Source organism: Bryocella elongata, assembly GCF_900108185.1.
GTDB lineage: Bacteria > Acidobacteriota > Terriglobia > Terriglobales > Acidobacteriaceae > Granulicella > Granulicella elongata.
In genome coordinates, this window is the sequence record NZ_FNVA01000001.1 from 1020238 (window position 1) to 1038751 (window position 18514).

At 63.0% G+C, this 18514-nt stretch carries 13 protein-coding genes; 7 read left to right on the plus strand and 6 right to left on the minus strand.

Annotation, left to right across the window (positions count from 1 at the left end; translation table 11 throughout):
- Positions 1-38: 38 nt before the first annotated feature.
- Entirely contained in the window at positions 39-2456 is a 2418-nt protein-coding gene (locus tag C4S68_RS04245) for a DUF1800 domain-containing protein (protein ID WP_235011337.1), read from the minus strand.
- 364 nt (positions 2457-2820) lie between these two features.
- On the opposite strand from C4S68_RS04245, the gene C4S68_RS22860 reads away from it, so the two are divergent.
- Both C4S68_RS22860 and C4S68_RS04250 read left to right on the plus strand, forming a co-directional pair.
- Complete coding sequence (locus tag C4S68_RS22860) at positions 2821-3045, plus strand: hypothetical protein (RefSeq protein ID WP_146072002.1); 225 nt, start codon at positions 2821-2823, stop codon at positions 3043-3045.
- 33 nt (positions 3046-3078) lie between these two features.
- Complete coding sequence (locus C4S68_RS04250; RefSeq protein WP_200821464.1) at positions 3079-4080, plus strand: DUF6976 family protein; 1002 nt, start codon at positions 3079-3081, stop codon at positions 4078-4080.
- Positions 4081-4160: 80 nt separating this feature from the next.
- Here the strand turns inward: C4S68_RS04250 and C4S68_RS04255 are convergent, their stop codons facing one another.
- Together C4S68_RS04255 and C4S68_RS23510 are read right to left on the minus strand one after the other, a co-directional pair.
- Complete coding sequence (locus tag C4S68_RS04255; protein ID WP_235011410.1) at positions 4161-6293, minus strand: alpha-ketoacid dehydrogenase subunit alpha/beta; 2133 nt, start codon at positions 6291-6293, stop codon at positions 4161-4163.
- Between the two features lie 567 nt (positions 6294-6860).
- A complete protein-coding gene (locus C4S68_RS23510) occupies positions 6861-7097 on the minus strand; it encodes a hypothetical protein (protein WP_235011338.1) in 237 nt (78 codons plus the stop codon).
- A 126-nt stretch (positions 7098-7223) separates the two neighbouring features.
- Here C4S68_RS23510 and C4S68_RS04260 point away from each other — a divergent pair, with 126 nt between their 5' ends.
- Positions 7224-8456 carry a S8 family serine peptidase gene (locus C4S68_RS04260; protein WP_235011339.1) on the plus strand — a complete coding sequence of 411 codons (1233 nt, stop codon included), beginning with the start codon at positions 7224-7226 and terminating at the stop codon, positions 8454-8456.
- A gap of 25 nt (positions 8457-8481) precedes the next feature.
- On the opposite strand, the gene C4S68_RS22865 is transcribed toward C4S68_RS04260, so the two are convergent.
- Complete coding sequence (locus C4S68_RS22865; protein WP_146072003.1) at positions 8482-8874, minus strand: hypothetical protein; 393 nt, start codon at positions 8872-8874, stop codon at positions 8482-8484.
- An 81-nt stretch (positions 8875-8955) separates the two neighbouring features.
- On the opposite strand from C4S68_RS22865, the gene C4S68_RS04270 reads away from it, so the two are divergent.
- Positions 8956-9984: a mechanosensitive ion channel family protein gene (locus tag C4S68_RS04270; protein WP_103931731.1), complete on the plus strand. Its 1029-nt coding sequence runs from the start codon at positions 8956-8958 to the stop codon at positions 9982-9984.
- 15 nt (positions 9985-9999) lie between these two features.
- Here C4S68_RS04270 and C4S68_RS04275 read toward each other — a convergent pair whose 3' ends face one another.
- Positions 10000-12108, minus strand: a complete 2109-nt coding sequence (locus C4S68_RS04275; protein ID WP_103931732.1) for a thioredoxin domain-containing protein — start codon at positions 12106-12108, stop codon at positions 10000-10002.
- Positions 12109-12234: 126 nt separating this feature from the next.
- Positions 12235-14319 (minus strand): TolC family protein, encoded by a 2085-nt coding sequence (locus C4S68_RS04280; RefSeq protein WP_103932179.1) that lies wholly within the window; start codon positions 14317-14319, stop codon positions 12235-12237.
- Between the two features lie 224 nt (positions 14320-14543).
- Between C4S68_RS04280 and truA the strand changes: the two genes are divergently transcribed.
- The 3 genes from truA to pruA all read left to right on the plus strand — a co-directional run bounded on the left by truA (position 14544) and on the right by pruA (position 18463).
- Entirely contained in the window at positions 14544-15476 is a 933-nt protein-coding gene (gene truA / locus C4S68_RS04285; protein WP_103931733.1) for a tRNA pseudouridine(38-40) synthase TruA, read from the plus strand.
- Entirely contained in the window at positions 15473-16771 is a 1299-nt protein-coding gene (locus C4S68_RS04290) for a M20/M25/M40 family metallo-hydrolase (protein WP_103931734.1), read from the plus strand. Before truA ends, C4S68_RS04290 begins: the two co-directional genes overlap by 4 nt.
- A gap of 87 nt (positions 16772-16858) precedes the next feature.
- Positions 16859-18463 (plus strand): L-glutamate gamma-semialdehyde dehydrogenase, encoded by a 1605-nt coding sequence (gene pruA / locus C4S68_RS04295; RefSeq protein ID WP_103931735.1) that lies wholly within the window; start codon positions 16859-16861, stop codon positions 18461-18463.
- Positions 18464-18514: the final 51 nt, after the last annotated feature.

The window sequence follows — 18514 nt, forward strand, 5'->3', positions numbered from 1 at the left end:
GAAGTTGCCCTTCCTCCGACGCGAGTGAGCCGGACTTGCTACCGGCGCTGAAACTCCGGAGAGCCCAGCAGGAGCCCAGCCATGGTGTCGAGCGGCGTCGCGGGAGCGGCTGCGACGGCGTCGAAACCACCGCCTGCATTGCGACGTCCTTTTGCCGCCTTCGCTCGCAACAGCATGGCTCCGGACTGCATATCGGCATTTGGCGCGGTTTGCATACCTTGTCCCTGCATGGTGTTACCGGCTGCATCCTCGCCCGAAAGCTCCGCTGTCTGCGGGGCTGGCTGCGCGCGGAAGTTCCGTTCGGCCTCGATCTGCGTGTTCGGGTTGTCGAACTGCGCCAGGACAGCCTCTCGTGTCCGGTCGGAGGCTGCCTGACCGATCAGAAGCGTCTCCAGACTGTTTTCCGTCAGCGTTCCGGGGTGGCCGGAGGTTACACCGCTATCAGACGCCCCCAGGAGCGCAGGCCAATCTGTCTTCACTCCCGGCAGCCGTCCTCCGGCGAGCACCAGCGAGAAGTTCATCCGCGCGATCAACGCGTTGCTCGAAACCCATTCATCTGCCTTCCACGAGTAGCCGTTCGGCGTCTGCATCCCGTAGACGGGCATACCCAGGCGATCCATTGCCTGAACCAAGGGCAACGGGTTGACGACATGCGCGTCGCTCGCACGCAGCGCCGAGACCATGAACTCAATCGGCGTCTTCACCTTGGCGCGATAGACCGCCGGTGAGAAGAACTCCGGTGAGTGGAACATAGTCGAGAGCACGGCCGCGATGTTGCCGTCGGTCTTCATCCACGTGGCGGTCATCCGGTCGACCAGCGCAGGGGAAGGATCGTCGCTGACGAAGCGCACGGCCAGCTTCTGCGAGATGAAGTGAGCGGTCGCCGGACTGGTTGCAAGGATGTGCAGCACCTCAAACCCTTCCTTGATACCGTCTTCCTTGATCTCGTGCCCGAGGACGACCTTGGTCCCGGGTTCGTGGCGGTTGGGATCAAAGAGGAACTCACCCGGCGCGCTGTGATACTGCTGCATCCCGCGCTGCCCGCCGCGACCGCCGAAGCGGCCCATGCCTGCGCCCATCGGCTGCTGCGCAAACATGCCCTGGTAGGGGCGATCGATCGTCCAGCCGGTAAAGCACTTTGCGACCTCGATGACGTCCTTCTGCGTATAGCCGCCGTTGACCCCGAGGGTGTGCAGCTCCATCAGCTCGCGGCCGTAGTTCTCGTTGATGCCTTTGGGCAGCTTCTGCGCGGCAGCGGCGTCGGGACGGAGGGACTGAATATTCTTGACGCGATCGGCGGCGAGCGAATGGTCCCCGATGCTCTCCCAGTTGTCGAGATACATCAACATGGCTGGGCTCACGGCAGTAGCGGCCAGCAGGTCCTCGAAACGACCGAGCGAGCGCGGCAGGATCGTATCGCGCTGGTAGGTCGCGAGCATGTACGGCTCGAGCTGGTTCTTGCGGGCGTAGACGCTGAAGTGGTTAAGCCAGAAGTCAGCCATCACCGCCTGCAGCTGGCGGTTGGAGTCGATATCGCGCAGCAGCCGCGTCTCCATGGCCTCGGCCCCAACGACGCGCGCCGGGCCCTGCATCGCGAGCACGACCTCGGTCTGCGCTGGCGTCATGCCCTGCGTCAGCAACGCGCGCTGCGCTGGCTTCAGGGCCTCACGAAATGCGACAGACTCCTCGCCGGACATTGCAAGCAGGCGGTCATAGCGCTTGTCGGAGGGAAGCTGGACGATCTGCCGGGCGTCGGCCGGATCCATCGCGGCGATGACTTCGGAGTGCTTAAGAGCTTTGCCTTTCTTCCCTTTGGCGGTGTCCGCGGGTGCTACCCCGCTGCCCCGTGAAGCCGACGGTTGCATCATCGCGGAGTCGGCCATGTCGCCTTCGGGATTGGCTTCTCCCGCAGCCTGCGTCAGCGGCCGCGCCATGCCGGGAGCGGCGCCGTCCGCCTGCTCTCTTTGGCCTGCGCTCTGCTTCTTTTGCTGAGCTTCATAGTTCGCCAGGGCGTCAGCGTAGATCGCATGCTCGACCGGATCGGACGGAAGCGGCGTGCCTCGACTGGCCATCTGCTTCAAGACCTGCGGAGGCGGAAACCGCCGCATCAGGTCAGAGTTCTTCATCTGCGACGCAGGATATTGAGCGAGCTCCGCCTGGAACGCTGCGTCGTCGATCCGGTCGGGATGAAGCTGCTGGTCGAACCAGCGATCCAGCCCCATCCGCTCGGCAGCCGCTACGTCCCCAGGACGAGGGCCGAAGGTGAGCCGATTGAGCGCCTGAAGTGCACGCTCGTGCCCGGTAAGTCTGACTTCGCGCGACGCCTGCGCTGGAGTCTCGCCATCGAGAGGAGCAGCAATCGCGGGGGGGACCATCATGAGCGCACAAAGGACAGCAGTCACTGACGCGTTGAAGGCGCACAGGATGTAGCGGGAGGCGTTGCGTTCAGGGCGCATAAATGGGGAACTCCTTCACGTCCCGTGGGATGGCGACTTTGCGCCGTCAAAAACAGGGCACGCCCAGTAATACCCGGAACCGGAGCCATGGTCGCGAGAAAAGGAATGAATTTCTCTGTGAACCACGTCGTATTCATCGCATCACGCGATGAATACCGTGGGTTGATCGCGGCGCGGATGTCCGAGGGCGCGAAATTCGCCACCCCAACAGCTGCGACTGTCGCATTTCACTCCGCAAAGCGAGCTCCGCAGACGGGCGCCGATACATTGCGTTGACTGAAACACGCAATACCCCCGGATTCCGGTCGGGGCGCATGAAGTGTGGCAGGTCCCGGAGAACTCCGGTTTGCCAAGGAGTAACACGATGATCCCTTCTCTACAGGATCCGCGGTGGAAACGAGCATTCAGCAACGTCCCCGCCATTCAGAAGTGCAGCCTGTCAACTCGCATGCTGTTCGCCCGCATCAAGGTCCGGCTTCAACTGGACACCTCTGACGCGACGCTGCAACGCGCCATCAGTGAAGTCCATGACTACTTTGAGAAGAACTACGGCGCCGTGAAGAATGAGCTCCCCCTCATCTTCGGATAGCCCACATCGCATTTCCCGGAAGGAAGAAGGCAGATGACAGAAACAGCACAGATTTCGATGATGACCAGCGAGCAGGTCTCGTCTTTGATCCAGGCCGGACAGCGGGTATGGGTCGCGGGCGATGAGGCATTGCTCTCAACACTGCCCAAGGGCGATTGGATCGGGGCCACGACTCCCTACTTCATGACCGAAGAGGGCGGAGCCCACACCCAGCAGTCTCTCCAGGTGACAATTCTCCCGAAGGAGGTCGCGAAGATCTCGGCCCGGTTCTACTCGGCGGAAGAGCTCTGCGGCCTGGCGGCAGACTATCCCGCCAACGGGTTTGCCTACATTCTGATTCCGGCGTTCAGCAAAGCCCACAGCGTCTTCGCGCAGGACTGCTCGAACTGGCCGGGTGTCTTCGATCGTCCGCTCATCGGCTGGATTGCCGGTGTGAACGTTGACCAGATCGGGTCAGCGACGCCAAAGGTCTTCAATGGTCTTACGGGGGAAAGTTCCGCGGAGAAGGCCGTCGTGATGCACGTTGAGCTCGTTTCGGAATTGATGGCTCACGCGAACATCATCAACCTCTTCGAGCCGGCCGCTGGCGATGTGCTTACGTTCCCGGCCGTGGGCTTCGACGTGACGGAGTGCTTCGTCAACGGCGAGGCGCGTAACTTTTCGGCCTACCTGACAGAGCACGCCTACGACACCCGGCTCCCGCTGGTGGCGGACTACATGGGGGCGCATGTCAACGTGAGTGTCCGCAGCGTGGACGCGCTCGCAGGTAAGGTTAGCTTCTACGCTCCGGTCTTTCCGGGAGTGGAATATAAGGCTGCCGCCCCCGTGGCCGACTATGCCACGGAGTTCCGCAATCGCCTCGTCGACAACCACGAGAATCCGGTGTTCACCTGCAACTGCATCCTGAACTACCTTTATGCCGGACTCGAAGGCACCAAGACGGGCGACTGGACCGGGCCCATCACGTTCGGCGAGATCGCTTACATGCTGCTCAATCAGACGTTGGTTTACCTGACGTTCGAAAAGGCCTCCTAGCGCGCAGGGCGCTTGCAATGAAGAGAGCCTGGACCAAAGTCCAGGCTCTCTTCATTGCAGTCGCTCGTGTCGCAGTGGGTCTAGAACGCGGCCAGTTCCACCATCGCGTCGAAGATGCGCCCCGCCTGCGGCAGAATAAGGTCTTCGAGAATGGGCTGGTAGGCGACGAAGGTGTCCATACCCGCGACGCGGCGTACCGGAGCGTCCAGGTCGTGGAAGAGTTCATCGCCGATACGAGCGGCGATCTCCGCACCGTAGCCCCAGCTCTGCATATCCTCATGCGCGATGAGCACCTTGCTCGTCTTGCGCACCGACTCTGCGATGGCTTCCCAGTCGTACGGGCTCAGCGAGCGCAGGTCAATCACTTCGACGTCAATGCCCTTCTCGACTTCCATGCGGCGAGCCGCTTCGAGCGCCCGCGGAACAACGGCGCCGTAGGTGATCACGGTCAGGTCCTTACCCTTGCGAGCGACCTTCGCTTTGCCGAACGGCACCGTGTAGTCCGGTCCCGGATACGGCTCGCGACCATAGACCGCACGGTACAGGTTCTTGTGCTCGAAGAAGAGCACTGGGTCGTCGCACCGAATCGCCGTGCGCAGCAGGCCGATGGCATCGCGTGCGTCCGATGGCATCACAACACGCACACCAGGTGTGTGCGTGAAGATGCTCTCACCCGACTGCGAGTGATAGATCGAACCACCCGTGAGGTAGCCACCCATAGGAACGCGCATCACGAGCGGGCAGGAGAACGTGCCATTCGAGCGCCAGCGCATCACGCTCATCTCGTTGCGCATCTGGTGCATAGCAGGCCAGATGTAATCAAAAAATTGGATTTCAACGACGGGCTTCATGCCGCGTACGGCCATGCCGATGGCGCGGCCGACGATGTTGGCCTCGGCGAGGGGGGAGTTAAAAACGCGGTCGTTGCCGAACTCATACTGCAGCCCGGCAGTCACGCCGAAGACGCCCCCCTTACCCTTCACCGCACCTGCACGCAGAGCCTGATCGCGTGTGGCGTCAGCGACGTCCTCGCCGAAGACCACGATGCGCTCGTCGCGGCGCATCTCGTCCCGGAGGCAGGTGTTGATGAGGTCGAGCATGGTGCGGTCCTCACCGCTGTTCTGCGGCGTCGAGGAGAAGCGCCCGTCGGTCGGATTCAGGTTCTCGGAGTACTGGTGCAGCAGAATCGTTGGGGGCTGGGCGGGTTGGGCTCCCACGGCACGATCGCTTGCGACCTGGACCTCGTCCTCCACGCTCTTGTGAAGCTCGTCGAGTCCACGCTGATCGAGGACTCCTTTTTCGAGCAGCCATACCTGCATCTTCGCGATGGGATCACGCAGCGCGTCGGCCTGGATCTCCTCTTCGCTGCGGTACTTGCGCTCATCATCGGAAAGCGAGTGCGAATACGGGCGCACGACGTGCCCATGTACCAGCGCCGGTCCCTTGCCGGAGCGGCAATACGCGACAGCCTCGACCATCGCCTCATAGCTGGCAATCGGGTCGGTGCCGTCGATTTCGGCAAAGTGGAAGTTCGGGAAGTTCGCCACGAGCTTCGAGATGCTGCCGCCCGGAGTATTCGCTTCTACCGGGGTCGAGATCGCGTAGCCATTGTCCTCAACGACATACATCACGGGAAGTTTGTTGTTCGAAGCCGAATTGAGCGACTCCCAGAACTCTCCCTGCGACGTCGAACCCTCGCCGATCGAGACGTAGGTCACCTCGTCACCGTGGTACTGGACGTCCTTGAACTGGCGGTAGTCGAACAGTGCCGGATCGGGCTTCTTCGCCGACTCGGGGTGATGCGAGAAGTAGCGGCCAGCCTCTGCGCAGCCGATCGCATGCAGGCACTGCGTGGCAGTGGAGCTGGACGGCGAAACGATGTGCAGCTCCGGCGAGGTCCAGTGTGAGGGCATCTGGCGGCCACCCGACTGCTTGTCGTCTGCGGCACCCACGGCCTGCAGAAGCTGCTCTTCGGCGGTCTGGCCAAGCGCAAGGCAAATGGCGCGGTCGCGATAGTACGGGAAGAACCAGTCGTATCCGGGCCTCAGGGCAAGGCCTGCGGCGACAAGAAGAGCCTCGTGTCCCGCGCAGGAAATCTGGAAGAAGATCTTCTGCTGGCGCTTGAGAAGGATCTCGCGGTCATCGACCTTTCGCGAAAGGTACATGAGCCGGTAGAAACGGACGAGCTGTGCGGCGTTCAGGCCGCCTGCAATGGGCTGCGAGCCCCTAAGGTCGCTAAGGTCTGCAAGGTCAGCGGGTGCGTCCGCGGACTGCACAGGGGTCGACGTCGCACGCGCCACAGCTAGTTCTCCTCTCGGCCCAGGTCTTTCACTGCCGTTACAGATTTTACCCGCTGGCCGGGTTTCGTGGAGTGGGGCGATCCACAGAGCTATCGTTGCCTGCGACGGCAGGCTGCAGCGGAAACCTCGTGCTCCGAAGTGCCGCGGAGCGAGTTAGCCGGGACGCGCCGCAAGAGGAATGTTCCAGCGGCGGAGAGCGGCATTCCAAAGTGGGCGAAACGGCCGTTTCTGATGGTGTCGCACGTCACACGACCGCTGCACCACGGCTGAGATCGATTGGCAGCCCCGCCGATAGGCCTTCCGTTGAGTCGTACGTTGCGCTCTCGAAAGGGCCTCCCAGTGCTTCGCCTTTCCTCATCCGCTCTTCGCCAAACCACGTTCCTCGTTACCGGTCTCATCGCCCAGTGCCTGCTCTTCTCGGTTTCAACCGCGAATGCCCAGTCAGCCGCACCTGGCACACGTCTCACATCTACGGATAGCTCAATCGTTGCCGAGACAGTGCCGGGACACCTGGTTGTCATCTACCGTGATGGCCATATCCCCGCCGACGCCGATGCGTTGTTGTCCGCTGCTGGAGCCCCCGCCGCACGGCACCTGCGACACCTTGGTGTGTCCACCGTGTCGATAGCGCCTGCGAACGAAGCCAGTGTGCGATCCCGGCTTGCGGCACGGCCTGAAGTGGCGGTCGTCCTGCAGGATCGCGTTGTTCGCGGGCATGCTGTCCTCTTCGCGACAAGCCCTGATGCGGATGCTTTCGCATCTCCTCAGACACCGAACAGGGCTGTCGCCCGTTCGGCCATTGTGAGTTCCCCGACTGCTCCTCCCACGAGTACGACGCGCCTGGTGCCGAGGATCTTCAGCTCCATTGGAGACCAGAGCCTGACGCCACCACCCGCAACGGTTCCTCCTCCTCCTCCTCCTCCTCCGGTTGTCTCCCCCTACGACACCTACTACGATTCGCCGCAGGGCTGGGCCGTCCGGCAGGCTGGTGGATACGGAGCTGGCGTGGCCGGTGGACCGGCAACAGGGCCGTGGAACACCTCTGCAGGCGCGGGAGCGCGCATTGCCGTGCTGGACAGCGGCGTTGACGCCACGCATCCCGACATTGCTCCGAACCTCGTGTACCAGAGTTCTTTCGTCGACCAGACCCAGAACGGCGAGCCAAGCCCCTGCGACGACGGCAGCCCGCAGGACCAGACGGGGCACGGCACGTGGGTCGCATCGCTGGCTACGGGTGCGCTCGGCTCCGGCACAGGGAACGTGGTGGGTGTCGCTCCGCAGGCTTCCCTGCTCAACATTAAGGTTCTGGAGCGTCTTCCATCGGCTACGGGGGCCTCAACGGTCGCGCAGTGCGAGGCTGGACAGCCCGGGGGGCTGTTGAGCTGGGTGCTCGCGGGAATCAACGACGCCGTCGAGCAGCATGCGACGGTGATCGTGCTGTCCCTGGGTTCGGTCGTCGACCTGACCACCGGTGATGGCGCCGGATGGAAGGCACAGTTCGACAGCGCGACCTATGCGGCGGAGCAGGCCGGAGCTGTTGTGGTCGCCGCCGTCGGCAACGATGGCCTCAACCTTGGCGGAGGCCGCTATATCGAGCTTCCCGCGCAAGCGCGCGGCGTCCTGGCGGTCGTGGCTGACACGAACCCAGCCTGCGCGGAGAACCTTGCGGAGAATGCAACCTGCGCGGCCGGTGCGATCACTCGCCCCTACTACAGCAACTATGGCGTGACCGGAGCGATTTCCGCGCCGGGTGGAAGCTATCCTGAGGGCCCCGATACCGGGGTGAGCGGCTTCGTGCGCGGAGCGTGCTCCAGTGGGCTTAGCAACACCACTGACGGCCTTCCTGCAACCACCGGTTCCAGCTTCGGCTGCTTCGGGCTGGGCCATGTCCCGTATGTGCAGGCGATGGGAACCAGCGCGGCGGCGCCGCTCGTCGCCGGAGCTGTTGCAATATTGCGCGCGGAACGACCCGCATTCACCCCGGCTCAAATCGTCGCGCTGCTGCAGTCCACAGCCACAACGTCGGCCGGGATGACCGAACCGCAACTCAATCTGCCAGCTGCCCTGGCCAGATGAGCGAAGGTCTCCCGGATAAGGTGCGCTAGTAGCGCTCGCGATCCTTCATCTCGTGGGCGAGCTTCTCGATCTCACTGGCCTTCTTAATGACGGTGAGCGAGAGATCGTTCTTGGTTGACTTGTTTACCTCAGTTTTGAGGTCATTGGAGAGCTCGACCAGCTTGTCAGCGTCGGCGAGGAGCTTCCTCTGCCGATCCGTCGCGTAGGTGCGCGCCTGCGTAGCCTCGCGGGTCTTCACGAGCGGATCCGTCTCGTCCTGCATATTTGGCGTAGGTGGAGGTCCCACAGCCCCGCCATCGAGCGGCGAAGGGTGAGTACTCTGACCGCCGCCCAAAGACACACCCAGCAGCATCAGGATTGCACCGGCCAGCCAGGACGCTGTCCGCCTCTTTTCCGTCACTTTGTGTTCGCTGTTCATCGCATCACCTCGAGGACTCTACTTCCTTCGCGGACCAGGCATCATCCAGCTCGGTATTCTGAATCCTAGAGGTACCGAACGATGAGCCGACTACAAAATATCTCTGCCTCGCTGAATACGACCACTGCACACGTGCTGGACTCGTCGCCTGCTGGCGGCACGATCCCCAAGGATGAGCATTTCTTCAAAGCCATCCTTGAGGGGTGGCACACAGACCTGATCGCCTTCGTCCAGAACGGCGTTCCGAAGTTGGTCGTGGCGTTTCTTCTGGCGTTCCTTGCCCAGCGCGTGACTGCATTCTTTGTTCGCCGCCTGCAGCATCGCGCCGACAAGCTGGTGGGAAACTCGCAGAGGGCTGCCCAATTGCGCACCATGGCCGCCATCGTACGCGCGACGGCTTACGGTGTCATCGGCTTTTACCTGTTCGTCGAATTCCTCGCCGCGCTCAACGTCTCTCTCGGGCCGTTCATCGCGTCGGCAGGAGTCATCGGCCTTGGCATCAGCTTCGGAGCGCAGTCGATCTTCAAGGACATGCTCACCGGCATCTTCATCCTCATTGAGGACCAGTACAACGTCGGCGACACAATCAAAATCGCGTCCCTGACCGGCACGGTGGAAGATCTCTCGCTGCGCATCACGCGCCTGCGTGATGGCGATGGCACGCTGTACATCGTTCCCAACTCGCAGATCACGACGGTGTCGAACCTCTCGCGCGACTTCGCGGTGGGCACGCTGAATGTAAGTGTCGATGCCCGCGAAGATCCAGATCGTGTCCTGCGCGTGCTGCAGCAGCTCGCGACCTCCGTGCGGAACGATGTGGCCTTCAAGGACATCGTCATCAGCGATCCTTCGATCCCCGGCGTCGACAAGATCTCCGGCTACGAGGTGATCTATCCCATCACCGTCCGGGTGATGGTGAACCAGCGCGACGGCGTGCTGCGTGAGCTTCGCCGCCGGGTCCTGAAGGCCTTTGCCGACGAGAGCATTGCCTTTGGCTCGACGAGCTCAACCATGATCCTGCAGAGCCCCGACCCGAAGGCCGAGGCCGCAAAGGCCAAGGCGGACGCGGCTGCGGAGCCGTTGCCATCGACGCCCACCCCGGGAGCGTGACAACGCTCTGACGGCCTACTCCGTCAGAGCGTTGATGACTTCCTCTCCGCTGCTCACCGGTGGCAGGCACGAGCTTCCGCGACAGATCAGAGCGACGCCGCCCTGCTCATGAGGAAGGTTCGGCAAGGTTTGCAATAGAGCGGGGGGAAGCGTCCTCAGCTGGTCCCGACGCACGGAGATGACACTCTTGTTGACCATGAAGCGGGCTGTGGCGGCGAGCTGCATGTCCGCCGCCGCTGAATCGTCACCCACAACGCATACCTGAACCGAACCCGAAATCGCGCGACGCAGCGCAAGCCCGTAGCTTGCGGAGTACAGGCCGAAGTGCTCGACCATGCCACCGAAAGCCTCCAGCGTTTCGCGTGCGAGCTTCTCGTACTGAGGATCGTCGGCCAGTGCGCTGAGTCGCAGAAGCACCATCGCTGCAGTTGAGTTTCCGGCGGGCGTCGGAGAGTCCTGCAGCGGCTTGCGCTGTGCAGAGAGTGCGCCGAGAGCTCCGGGTTTGGTCTCTGCGTCGAAGAATCCGCCACCGCCCTCCGTGTCGTAAAAACGCTTGACCATCTGGTCGGCGAGCCCCTTGGCTGCCAGGTAGTACCGGATCTCTGCGGTCGCTTCCCATGCATCCAGCGCAGCGGCGGCGAGGAACGCATAGTCGTCGAGGACGGCATCAATGCGGACTGTGGTACCACCTTCGCCGTAAGCGACCACGCGAGCAAGGCCAAGTTCCGGATCCCACGCCGCATCGAGTACACGATCGAGCGACTTCAGCGCGAACGCAACGGGCTCGGCGAGGCGCAGCGTGCGGCCGGCGATGAGGTACGCCGAGATGCACATGCCGTTCCAACCGGTGTAGATGGTCTTGTCGACATACGGCGTGCGGCGCTGCAGCCGTGCCGCGTACATCTTGCCCTGGGCGGCCTCAAGGAGAGCTTGCGCTTCTTCGCCGCTCCTGCCAAGGGTGTTCGCCACGACTGCAATGTCTGCCGGGACGTGCAGCACGTTCTTCGACGGATTGTGGTGCATGTCGCCAACGACGCGAATGTTGAAGTATGCCGCGGCTACTTCAAGCTCCTCGGGCGTGAGTGCCGCCGCGGCCTCGTCGCGCGTCCAGGTGAAGTAGTCGCCATCGTCATCGAGCGAATCGTCGGCATCCTGTGAAGCGTAGAACCCGCCATGGACGCGATCGGAAAGCCAACCGTCCATCCACCGTATGATGTCCTTCGCAACGGCGGCAAACTCCGGATCGGCGGTGCTGGCGAAGGCATGCGCGTAGTTCTTCAACAGCTCGGAGTTGTCATACGCCATCTTCTCGAAGTGCGGCACGATCCAGCGTTCATCGACCGAATAGCGATGGAAGCCGCCGGCGAGCTGGTCGTAGATGCCGCCTCGCGCCATACGCTTGAGCGTGGTCAGCGCGACCTCACGCGACTTATCCGACAACGCCGTACCCCGCGTAGCTTCATCCAGCAGAAGATCGATTGCACCCGAGTGCGGGAACTTGGGCTGCGAGCCAAAGCCGCCATTACGCGGATCGTACGAGGTCAGCGCCGCCCCGATGAGCTTCTCAAGCAGCGGCGTTCCCGGATCCTTCGCGAAGGCTGAGAAGCTCTCATTGTGCTCGATGGCGTTCATCACGCTCGCAGCCGTCTCTTCCACCTCGGTGCGGCGTTCGGCGTAAGCCCCCGCAATCGATCGCAGGACGGAGCCAAAGCCCGGGCGGCCATAACGGTTGTCGGGAGGAAAGTACGTGCCGCCGAAGAAGGGCTTGCCATCCGGCGTGAGGAATGCGGTCAGTGGCCAGCCGCCCTGCCCACTGATCGCTGAGACGGCGCTCTGATAACGGACATCAACGTCGGGGCGCTCGTCGCGATCGACCTTCACCGCAACGAAGAGGTCGTTGATCATCGCGGCCATCTGCGGATCTTCGTAGCTCTCGCGATCCATCACGTGGCACCAGTGGCACCAGACCGCGCCAATGTCCAGCAGGACGGGCTTGTTCTCGCGCTGGGCGCGCTCAAAAGCCTCCGCGCCCCACTCGTGCCAGTTCACCGGCTGATGCCGTGCGGAGCGGAGGTAAGCGGATGCGGAGTTGGCAAGTGCGTTGAGGGAATGCTCGTGACTCATACGTGCTTAAGTCTACGCGGCGGGCACTGTGGTTGATTCACAGAGCCCCCGATCCGCAATCCACGAGCGACAAAACAAACGCGCCGGCGATGAGGCCGGCACGTTGCTGTGGAGGTTGCGGTAAGACTAGCTTGCGGGTGGTGGCGGAGCTACAGCCGGAATCGGCTTGGGTGCTGCCGGAGGCTCCGGCTTCGTGAGCCCCGGGATCGCCGGGACCTTCGATATCGAGCCCGAAGCGGCATCGGTGATGCTGATGCCATAGTCGTCCAGGGTTGAGGCGAGCAGCTGCCGCAGTGCTGCACGGTCCTTCGCGTACGCGGCCTTTGCGGCGATCAACGTGTTCTCCGACAGCGCGAGATTACGCTGCTGTTGCAGCACGAGAGCCGTGGTGGAAGCGCCGAGGTGATACTTCTTCTGCTCGGAGTCCAGCGATTGCGCGGCGTAGTCGCGCGAAGCCTGGGAGGCGTTGACCTGAGCGCGATCATTGGTCAGCGCAAACTGGCTGTTGATCACATTCATGCGGATCTGCGTGTAGAGCTGTTGCAGGCGCATCTCGCTCTGCCGAAGCTCCATCTGTGAACGGGCCTGGTCGGCCTGGGCCACGCGGTTTCGCAGCGGGATGTTGATGTTCACCCCGACGCCGTAGTTCTGGTTGGTGTTGTTGAACGTGCTGTTCAGCACCGACCCATAGCCGGAATTGGTAGGGCACGCGGAGATCGGGAAGCCGTAGAGCTGGACTTCCTGCGCGCACGCCGGACTCACCGTACCACCAAGCCCGCTACCGCCATAGAAGCCATAGGCGTCGACCACCGGGAGCAGGCCATTCCGCTCTGCCTTGATAGTGATCTGGTTGTTCTTCATGTTCAGGACGGCTTGCTCGATCTGCGGGTTGTTCGAGTAAGCCTCCTTCACAAGGTCATCGGCAGTGACGTCCTCTTCAGGCAGGCGCTCGAGGCTGACGCGGTCCGTCGGAATCACTGGAGCAGCGGACAGCGCGGCATCATTCAGGTTGCGAGCGATGGCCTGCTTCATCAGCAACTGCTGGTATTCAAGATTGGTCTGCGAAGCGACGAGCGCCTGTTTATCGCTGGCGACCGAAGCATCGGAGTTCACCACATCGAGCGGGGCCAGCGTACCGATCTCGACCTGCTTGCGATTGTCGGCGGTGAGCTGCGAGGACTGGGTGAGCGCCCGCTCTTTGGCCTGCTCATCTTCATAGGCACTCACCAGTGCCCAGTAGATGTTCTCCACCTGGTTGACCGTGTAGAGCAGCTGTTGCCGGAAGGCCGCATCCGTAATCTGGCGGGTGTTCTTCGCCTGCAGGATGAAGCGGCCGTTGATCCCCGGGCCGAAGCCCTGCAAGAGGTGCTGCGTTACCTGCGCGACGAGGCTCGTATTGAGCTGCGGTGTGTACGCGCTGTTCGGGTTGTTCGTGCTCACGCGTTGGTTGTTGAAGGTCACCTGCATCTGCGTGCCCGAGAGGAAACCCTGGGTGTAGCCAAAGTTGAAGGTGCCGGTGTTGTTGTAGATCGAAGGCAGACCGCCGCTGAACAGGGGCGTCGCCTGCGCCTGTTTCTGCGACTGGTACTCGATCGCACTGGTCAGCGTGGGATCCATGTTCTCGGGCGTCGGGCCCGCACCATTGGTGCTGAGCACGATACCGCCCGAGCCGGTACCTGAACCACCGGCAGCGCTGCTGGTACCGCCCGGGCCACCGCCGCTGGTGATGGTCGAGGTTGAGCCGCCGATGGTGTTCGTCACGAGGCCCGTGGAGACGCCGCGCAACGAGGCTCCGGCCCGGGCACGAAGCAGATCCGTGTCTGCGATGTCCAGGTTGATGCGGGCGATCGCGATGTCGAAGTTGTTCTCGAGGGCCAACGTCACAGCATCAGACAGGCTCAGGTAGATCTTGCCGTCGCGCAGGAGGTCGTCGAGGCGGGGCGTGTTTGTGAGGCGCGGCTCGGGGTAGTCCGTCCGCTGATACCAGCTCAAAGGGTTGGGAAAGCCCGAATGGCCCTTGCTGTAATCGTGCGCGGTCGGCCGCAGGAAGAGCGGCTGCGTGGGGTTCGGAGCCGCAGGCAGTGCCGCGCTCACCGGCGCGGCGTTCGAAGATACCTGCTGTGCTGCGGCGACCTGCGCCACGGCCGGTGTAACCGAACTCCACACCACGAGGGCCACGCAGGCCGCAGCCTGCCCATGCTTCCAGTTCACGATCAACTCTCCAGCCGGAGCGGCACATGGATGGACGATTGCTGCCCGGCACAGTCAGCTACGCGGACTGTGCCCGATTGGTTCCCTTTGCGCTCAGGACAAGCTCAAGTATAGGTGCGGAACCGAGGTGCGGGGGTGGTGAGTGCCAGCCCCGCCCGTCTTAGTCCAGTGCTTCCCTGCCGCCCCCGTGGCGTCCGATCGCACCGCTCCCGTATCGTGGAGGAGTGCCGCACTTCAAGCTGACCCTGAGCTACGACGGAACGCCGTATCACGGCTGGCAGGTGCAACCGGACCTGAGCACCGTGCAGGGCTGCCTGGCGCACGCCATCGCCGAGGTCACCGGGGAAAACGTGCTTCCGCAGGGCTCGGGGCGAACCGACGCCGGGGTTCATGCGCTGGGCCAGGTGGCCTCTTTCAGCCTCGCGGTCAGGATTCCCGTCGCGAACCTCCATCGCGCGCTGAACCGTGTCTTACCTCCCAGCATCCGTGTGCTCACGACGGAGGAGGTCGACGCCTCCTTCCACGCGCGGCACAGCTCTCGCGGCAAGATCTACGAATACCGGCTCTTCGAGCGTCGCAGGCACGGCGGTCCGCTGCTCGCTGGTCGCCTGCCGGAACGCGCATGTTCCCCGTTTCTCGCCCCCTGGGTGTGGGACTGCCGGTGGCCTCTGGATCTCGCGGCCATGGAGAGCGGGGCTACGCCGCTGATTGGAACGCAGGATTTTTCCAGCTTTGCCGCAGGCGACCTGGACAAGGGGCAACGGCTGGCAGACGACGACTCGGACCCGGGCGAATCTGGCCCTAACCCGATCAAAACGATTCACTCGATTGCCCTGGCCCGAACGGAAGAACTGCTCACCTTCCGAATCCACGGCTCGGGATTTCTCCACCACATGGTCCGCAACATCGTGGGCACACTGGTGGAGATCGGTCGCGGGGCCCTGACACCAGAGCGGATGACCGGCATCCTCACGGCGAGAGATCGCAGTGCAGCCGGCCCTACAGCGCCGGCTAAAGGACTTTTTTTGGCCGAAGTGATCTACCCTCCGCATCCAATCTTCGAGCACATGCGGCTGGATCGCACGAGCCTGGAGGCCTCTGGAATGGAATCGCGCGGGATGGATATCGTCGCGGAACATGAGGAAGTCGCGCGATGAGCTTTCCATTGCCGCCCGCGCCGCGCCGCATCGCTGGCCTGGCGGAGTTGCGTGCGGTGCATCAGGCCTTTCAATGGCTGCACCTGAATGAGGTTCAACTCCGCCGCTGGCAGCTGGAGTTTCTTGCCATCCCTGCGCCGCCTTTCGGGGAAGGTCCCCGGGCCGCGTGGTTCCGGGACCGCTTCCAGGATCTGGGCCTCGAGAACGTCCACATCGACGCAATCGGCAATGCGCTGGGCGAACTCCGCGGAGCGAACGAAGGACCCGATCCTCCCCTGATGCTGCTCTCAGCACACCTGGATACCGTATTCCCGGAAGGGACGGACTGCACACCGCGTGAGGATGGCGACCGGATCCTCGGGCCCGGATCGTGCGACAACGGCGCAGGTCTCGCAGGGCTACTCGGCCTGGCTGCTGCGATGAAATGGTCGGGCGTCGAGCCTGCGTGCACCATCCTCTTTGCGGCTAACGTCGGCGAAGAGGGAGAAGGCGACCTTCGCGGCATGCGCCACCTCTTTGGTTCAGGCTCTGAGTACTTTCAGCGCATCGGAGCTGCTCTGGCGCTGGAAGGTAGCGGGACAGGATCGGCCGTCAACCGGGCTCTGGGCGGCCGACGGCTGCGGGTGACTGTTGGAGGGCCAGGTGGACATTCCTGGGCCGATGCCGGCCGGCTTAACCCCATCATCGCGCTGTCTGAGGCCATCGCGAAGCTGGGCGATCTCCGCCTCCCGCAGCGCCCGCGGACCACATTGAACGTAGGTACGATTCGCGGCGGAACGTCTGTCAACTCCATCCCCGAGTTTGCCACTGCCGACTTTGACCTGCGGTCCATCGCTCCCATTGAGATCGACCGCGCCGAGCTGGCCGTCCTTCGCGTCCTCACGAACGCGGTAGAGCGCTACAACCAGCCACTGGCACCGGCTCCATCTCCCGGAGGGGTCAAGGCCGTAATCCCGGACCTGCGGCTTACGCTTCACGCCGAACGCATTGGCGATCGCCCGGCGGCGATGCTGATGCCAGGATCGGCGATCGCTCAATCCTTGAGCGCTGTGGACCGTCACCTGGGGATCGGAACCGAGCTGCGAATCGGTTCGACCGACGCGAACCTCCCGCTCTCGCTGGGCATCCCTGCGCTGGCGGTTGGCGCGGGTGGACACGGCGCCGGAGTTCACACCCTCGCCGAGTTCTACGACCCCACAGGTCGTGAGCTTGCTCTGCGGCGGGTCTTGCTGCTGGCGCTCGATGCTTGCCAGATCGCCGCTGCGCCGCAGTCGCTCGATGCCGCCGCAGATTGAGGCTGGCGCTGCATTCCCCCTAACCGTCCGCCAGGCCGCGAGCGCTCCAAGCGCCAATCCTGCGCCCTTCGTACAATGAAAGATGCCATGAAACTTGAAGACTTCACGCCATTCCGCAATGAGCCTTTTACTGACTTCACCACCGCAGAGAACAAGAACGCGATGCAGGAGGCGCTTGGGGTAGCTCGCTCCGCCCTTGGCCAGAGCTACGACCTGTACATCGGTGGCCGCCCGGAGCGGACTGCGAAGAAGTTCCACTCGGTGAATCCGGCGCGGCCCGCTGAGATCGTCGGCACCCATTTCGAGGCCGGACCTGAAGAGGCTCAGGCCGCCATCGACGCCGCGCAGCTGGCCTTCGCCACCTGGAAGCACACAACCGTCTCTGATCGTGCGGGGCTCCTCCTCAAAGCGGCTTCGATGATTCGCGAGCGGCATCTCGACTTCTGCGCGTGGCTGACGCTCGAGGTTGGCAAGAACTTCGCTGAGGCCGACGCTGACGTAGGCGAATGCATCGACTTCCTCGAGTTTTATGCGCGCGAGGCACTGAAGCTGGACGCCGCCACCACTCCCATCCAGTTTCCGGGTGAGCGGAATCTGCTACGCTACGTTCCTCTGGGCGTTGGGGCTGTCATTCCGCCGTGGAACTTCCCCTTCGCCATCATGGCGGGTATGACCTGCGCGGCGATCGTGACCGGCAACACAGTCGTGCTCAAGCCTTCGCCCGACGCACCGACGATCGCTGCCCGTTTCGTCGAACTGATGATTGAAGCGGGGCTTCCCGATGGCGTCATCAACCTCGTGCAGGGTGGTCCCGACGTAGGGCGCGCTATCACCGAGAACGCCGCGATCCGGTTCATCGCCTTTACGGGCTCGAAGAAGGTTGGGCTCGAGATCCACGCCAATGCAGCGAAGACTCTGCCAGGCCAGCGCTTTATCCGCCGCACCATCCTCGAGCTGGGTGGCAAGGACGCCATCATCGTCGAGGCGGACTGCGACATCGATGCAGCCGTTGAGGGCGTTGCAACCTCGGCCTTCGGATTCAACGGCCAGAAGTGCTCGGCCTGCTCGCGCGTCATCGTCGAGGACTCGATCTATGACGTCTTCTGCGATCGCCTTGCGGCGCGAGTTTCGAAGTTTGAAGTCGGCGATCCCGCCGAGAACGTGTATCTCGGCCCGGTGATCAATGAAGTCGCCAAGAAGCGGGTGCTCGATTACATCGAGATCGGCAAGACCGAAGGCAGACTGATCGCCGGTGGCAATGCCATCGACAAGGAAGGCGGCTACTACCTCGAGCCGACGATCTTCGCGGACATCGCGCCTACGTCGCGCATCGCCCAGGAAGAGGTCTTCGGTCCCCTGCTCGCGGTCATCCGCTCGAAGGGCTTCGATGACGCGCTGGCCATCGCCAACGACACCGAGTACGGCCTCACCGGAGCGCTCTACACGAACTCCCGCGAGAAGCTGGCGCGCGCCCGCGACGAGTTCCACGTCGGCAACCTGTACTTCAATCGCAAGTGCACCGGGGCGATGGTGGGAGCTCACCCCTTTGGTGGCTTCAACCTCTCCGGAACTGACTCCAAGGCCGGCGGCCCGGACTATCTGCTGCTCTTTACGCAGGCCAAGTCGGTTGCTGAGAAGATTGGCGTCGTCTCACAACACGATGAGGAGCAGGAACAGCGGATGGGGATTTAGAAAATCGGCGAGACTGGATTCGGGAGACGGACGCGACCTTCAGGCCGTATC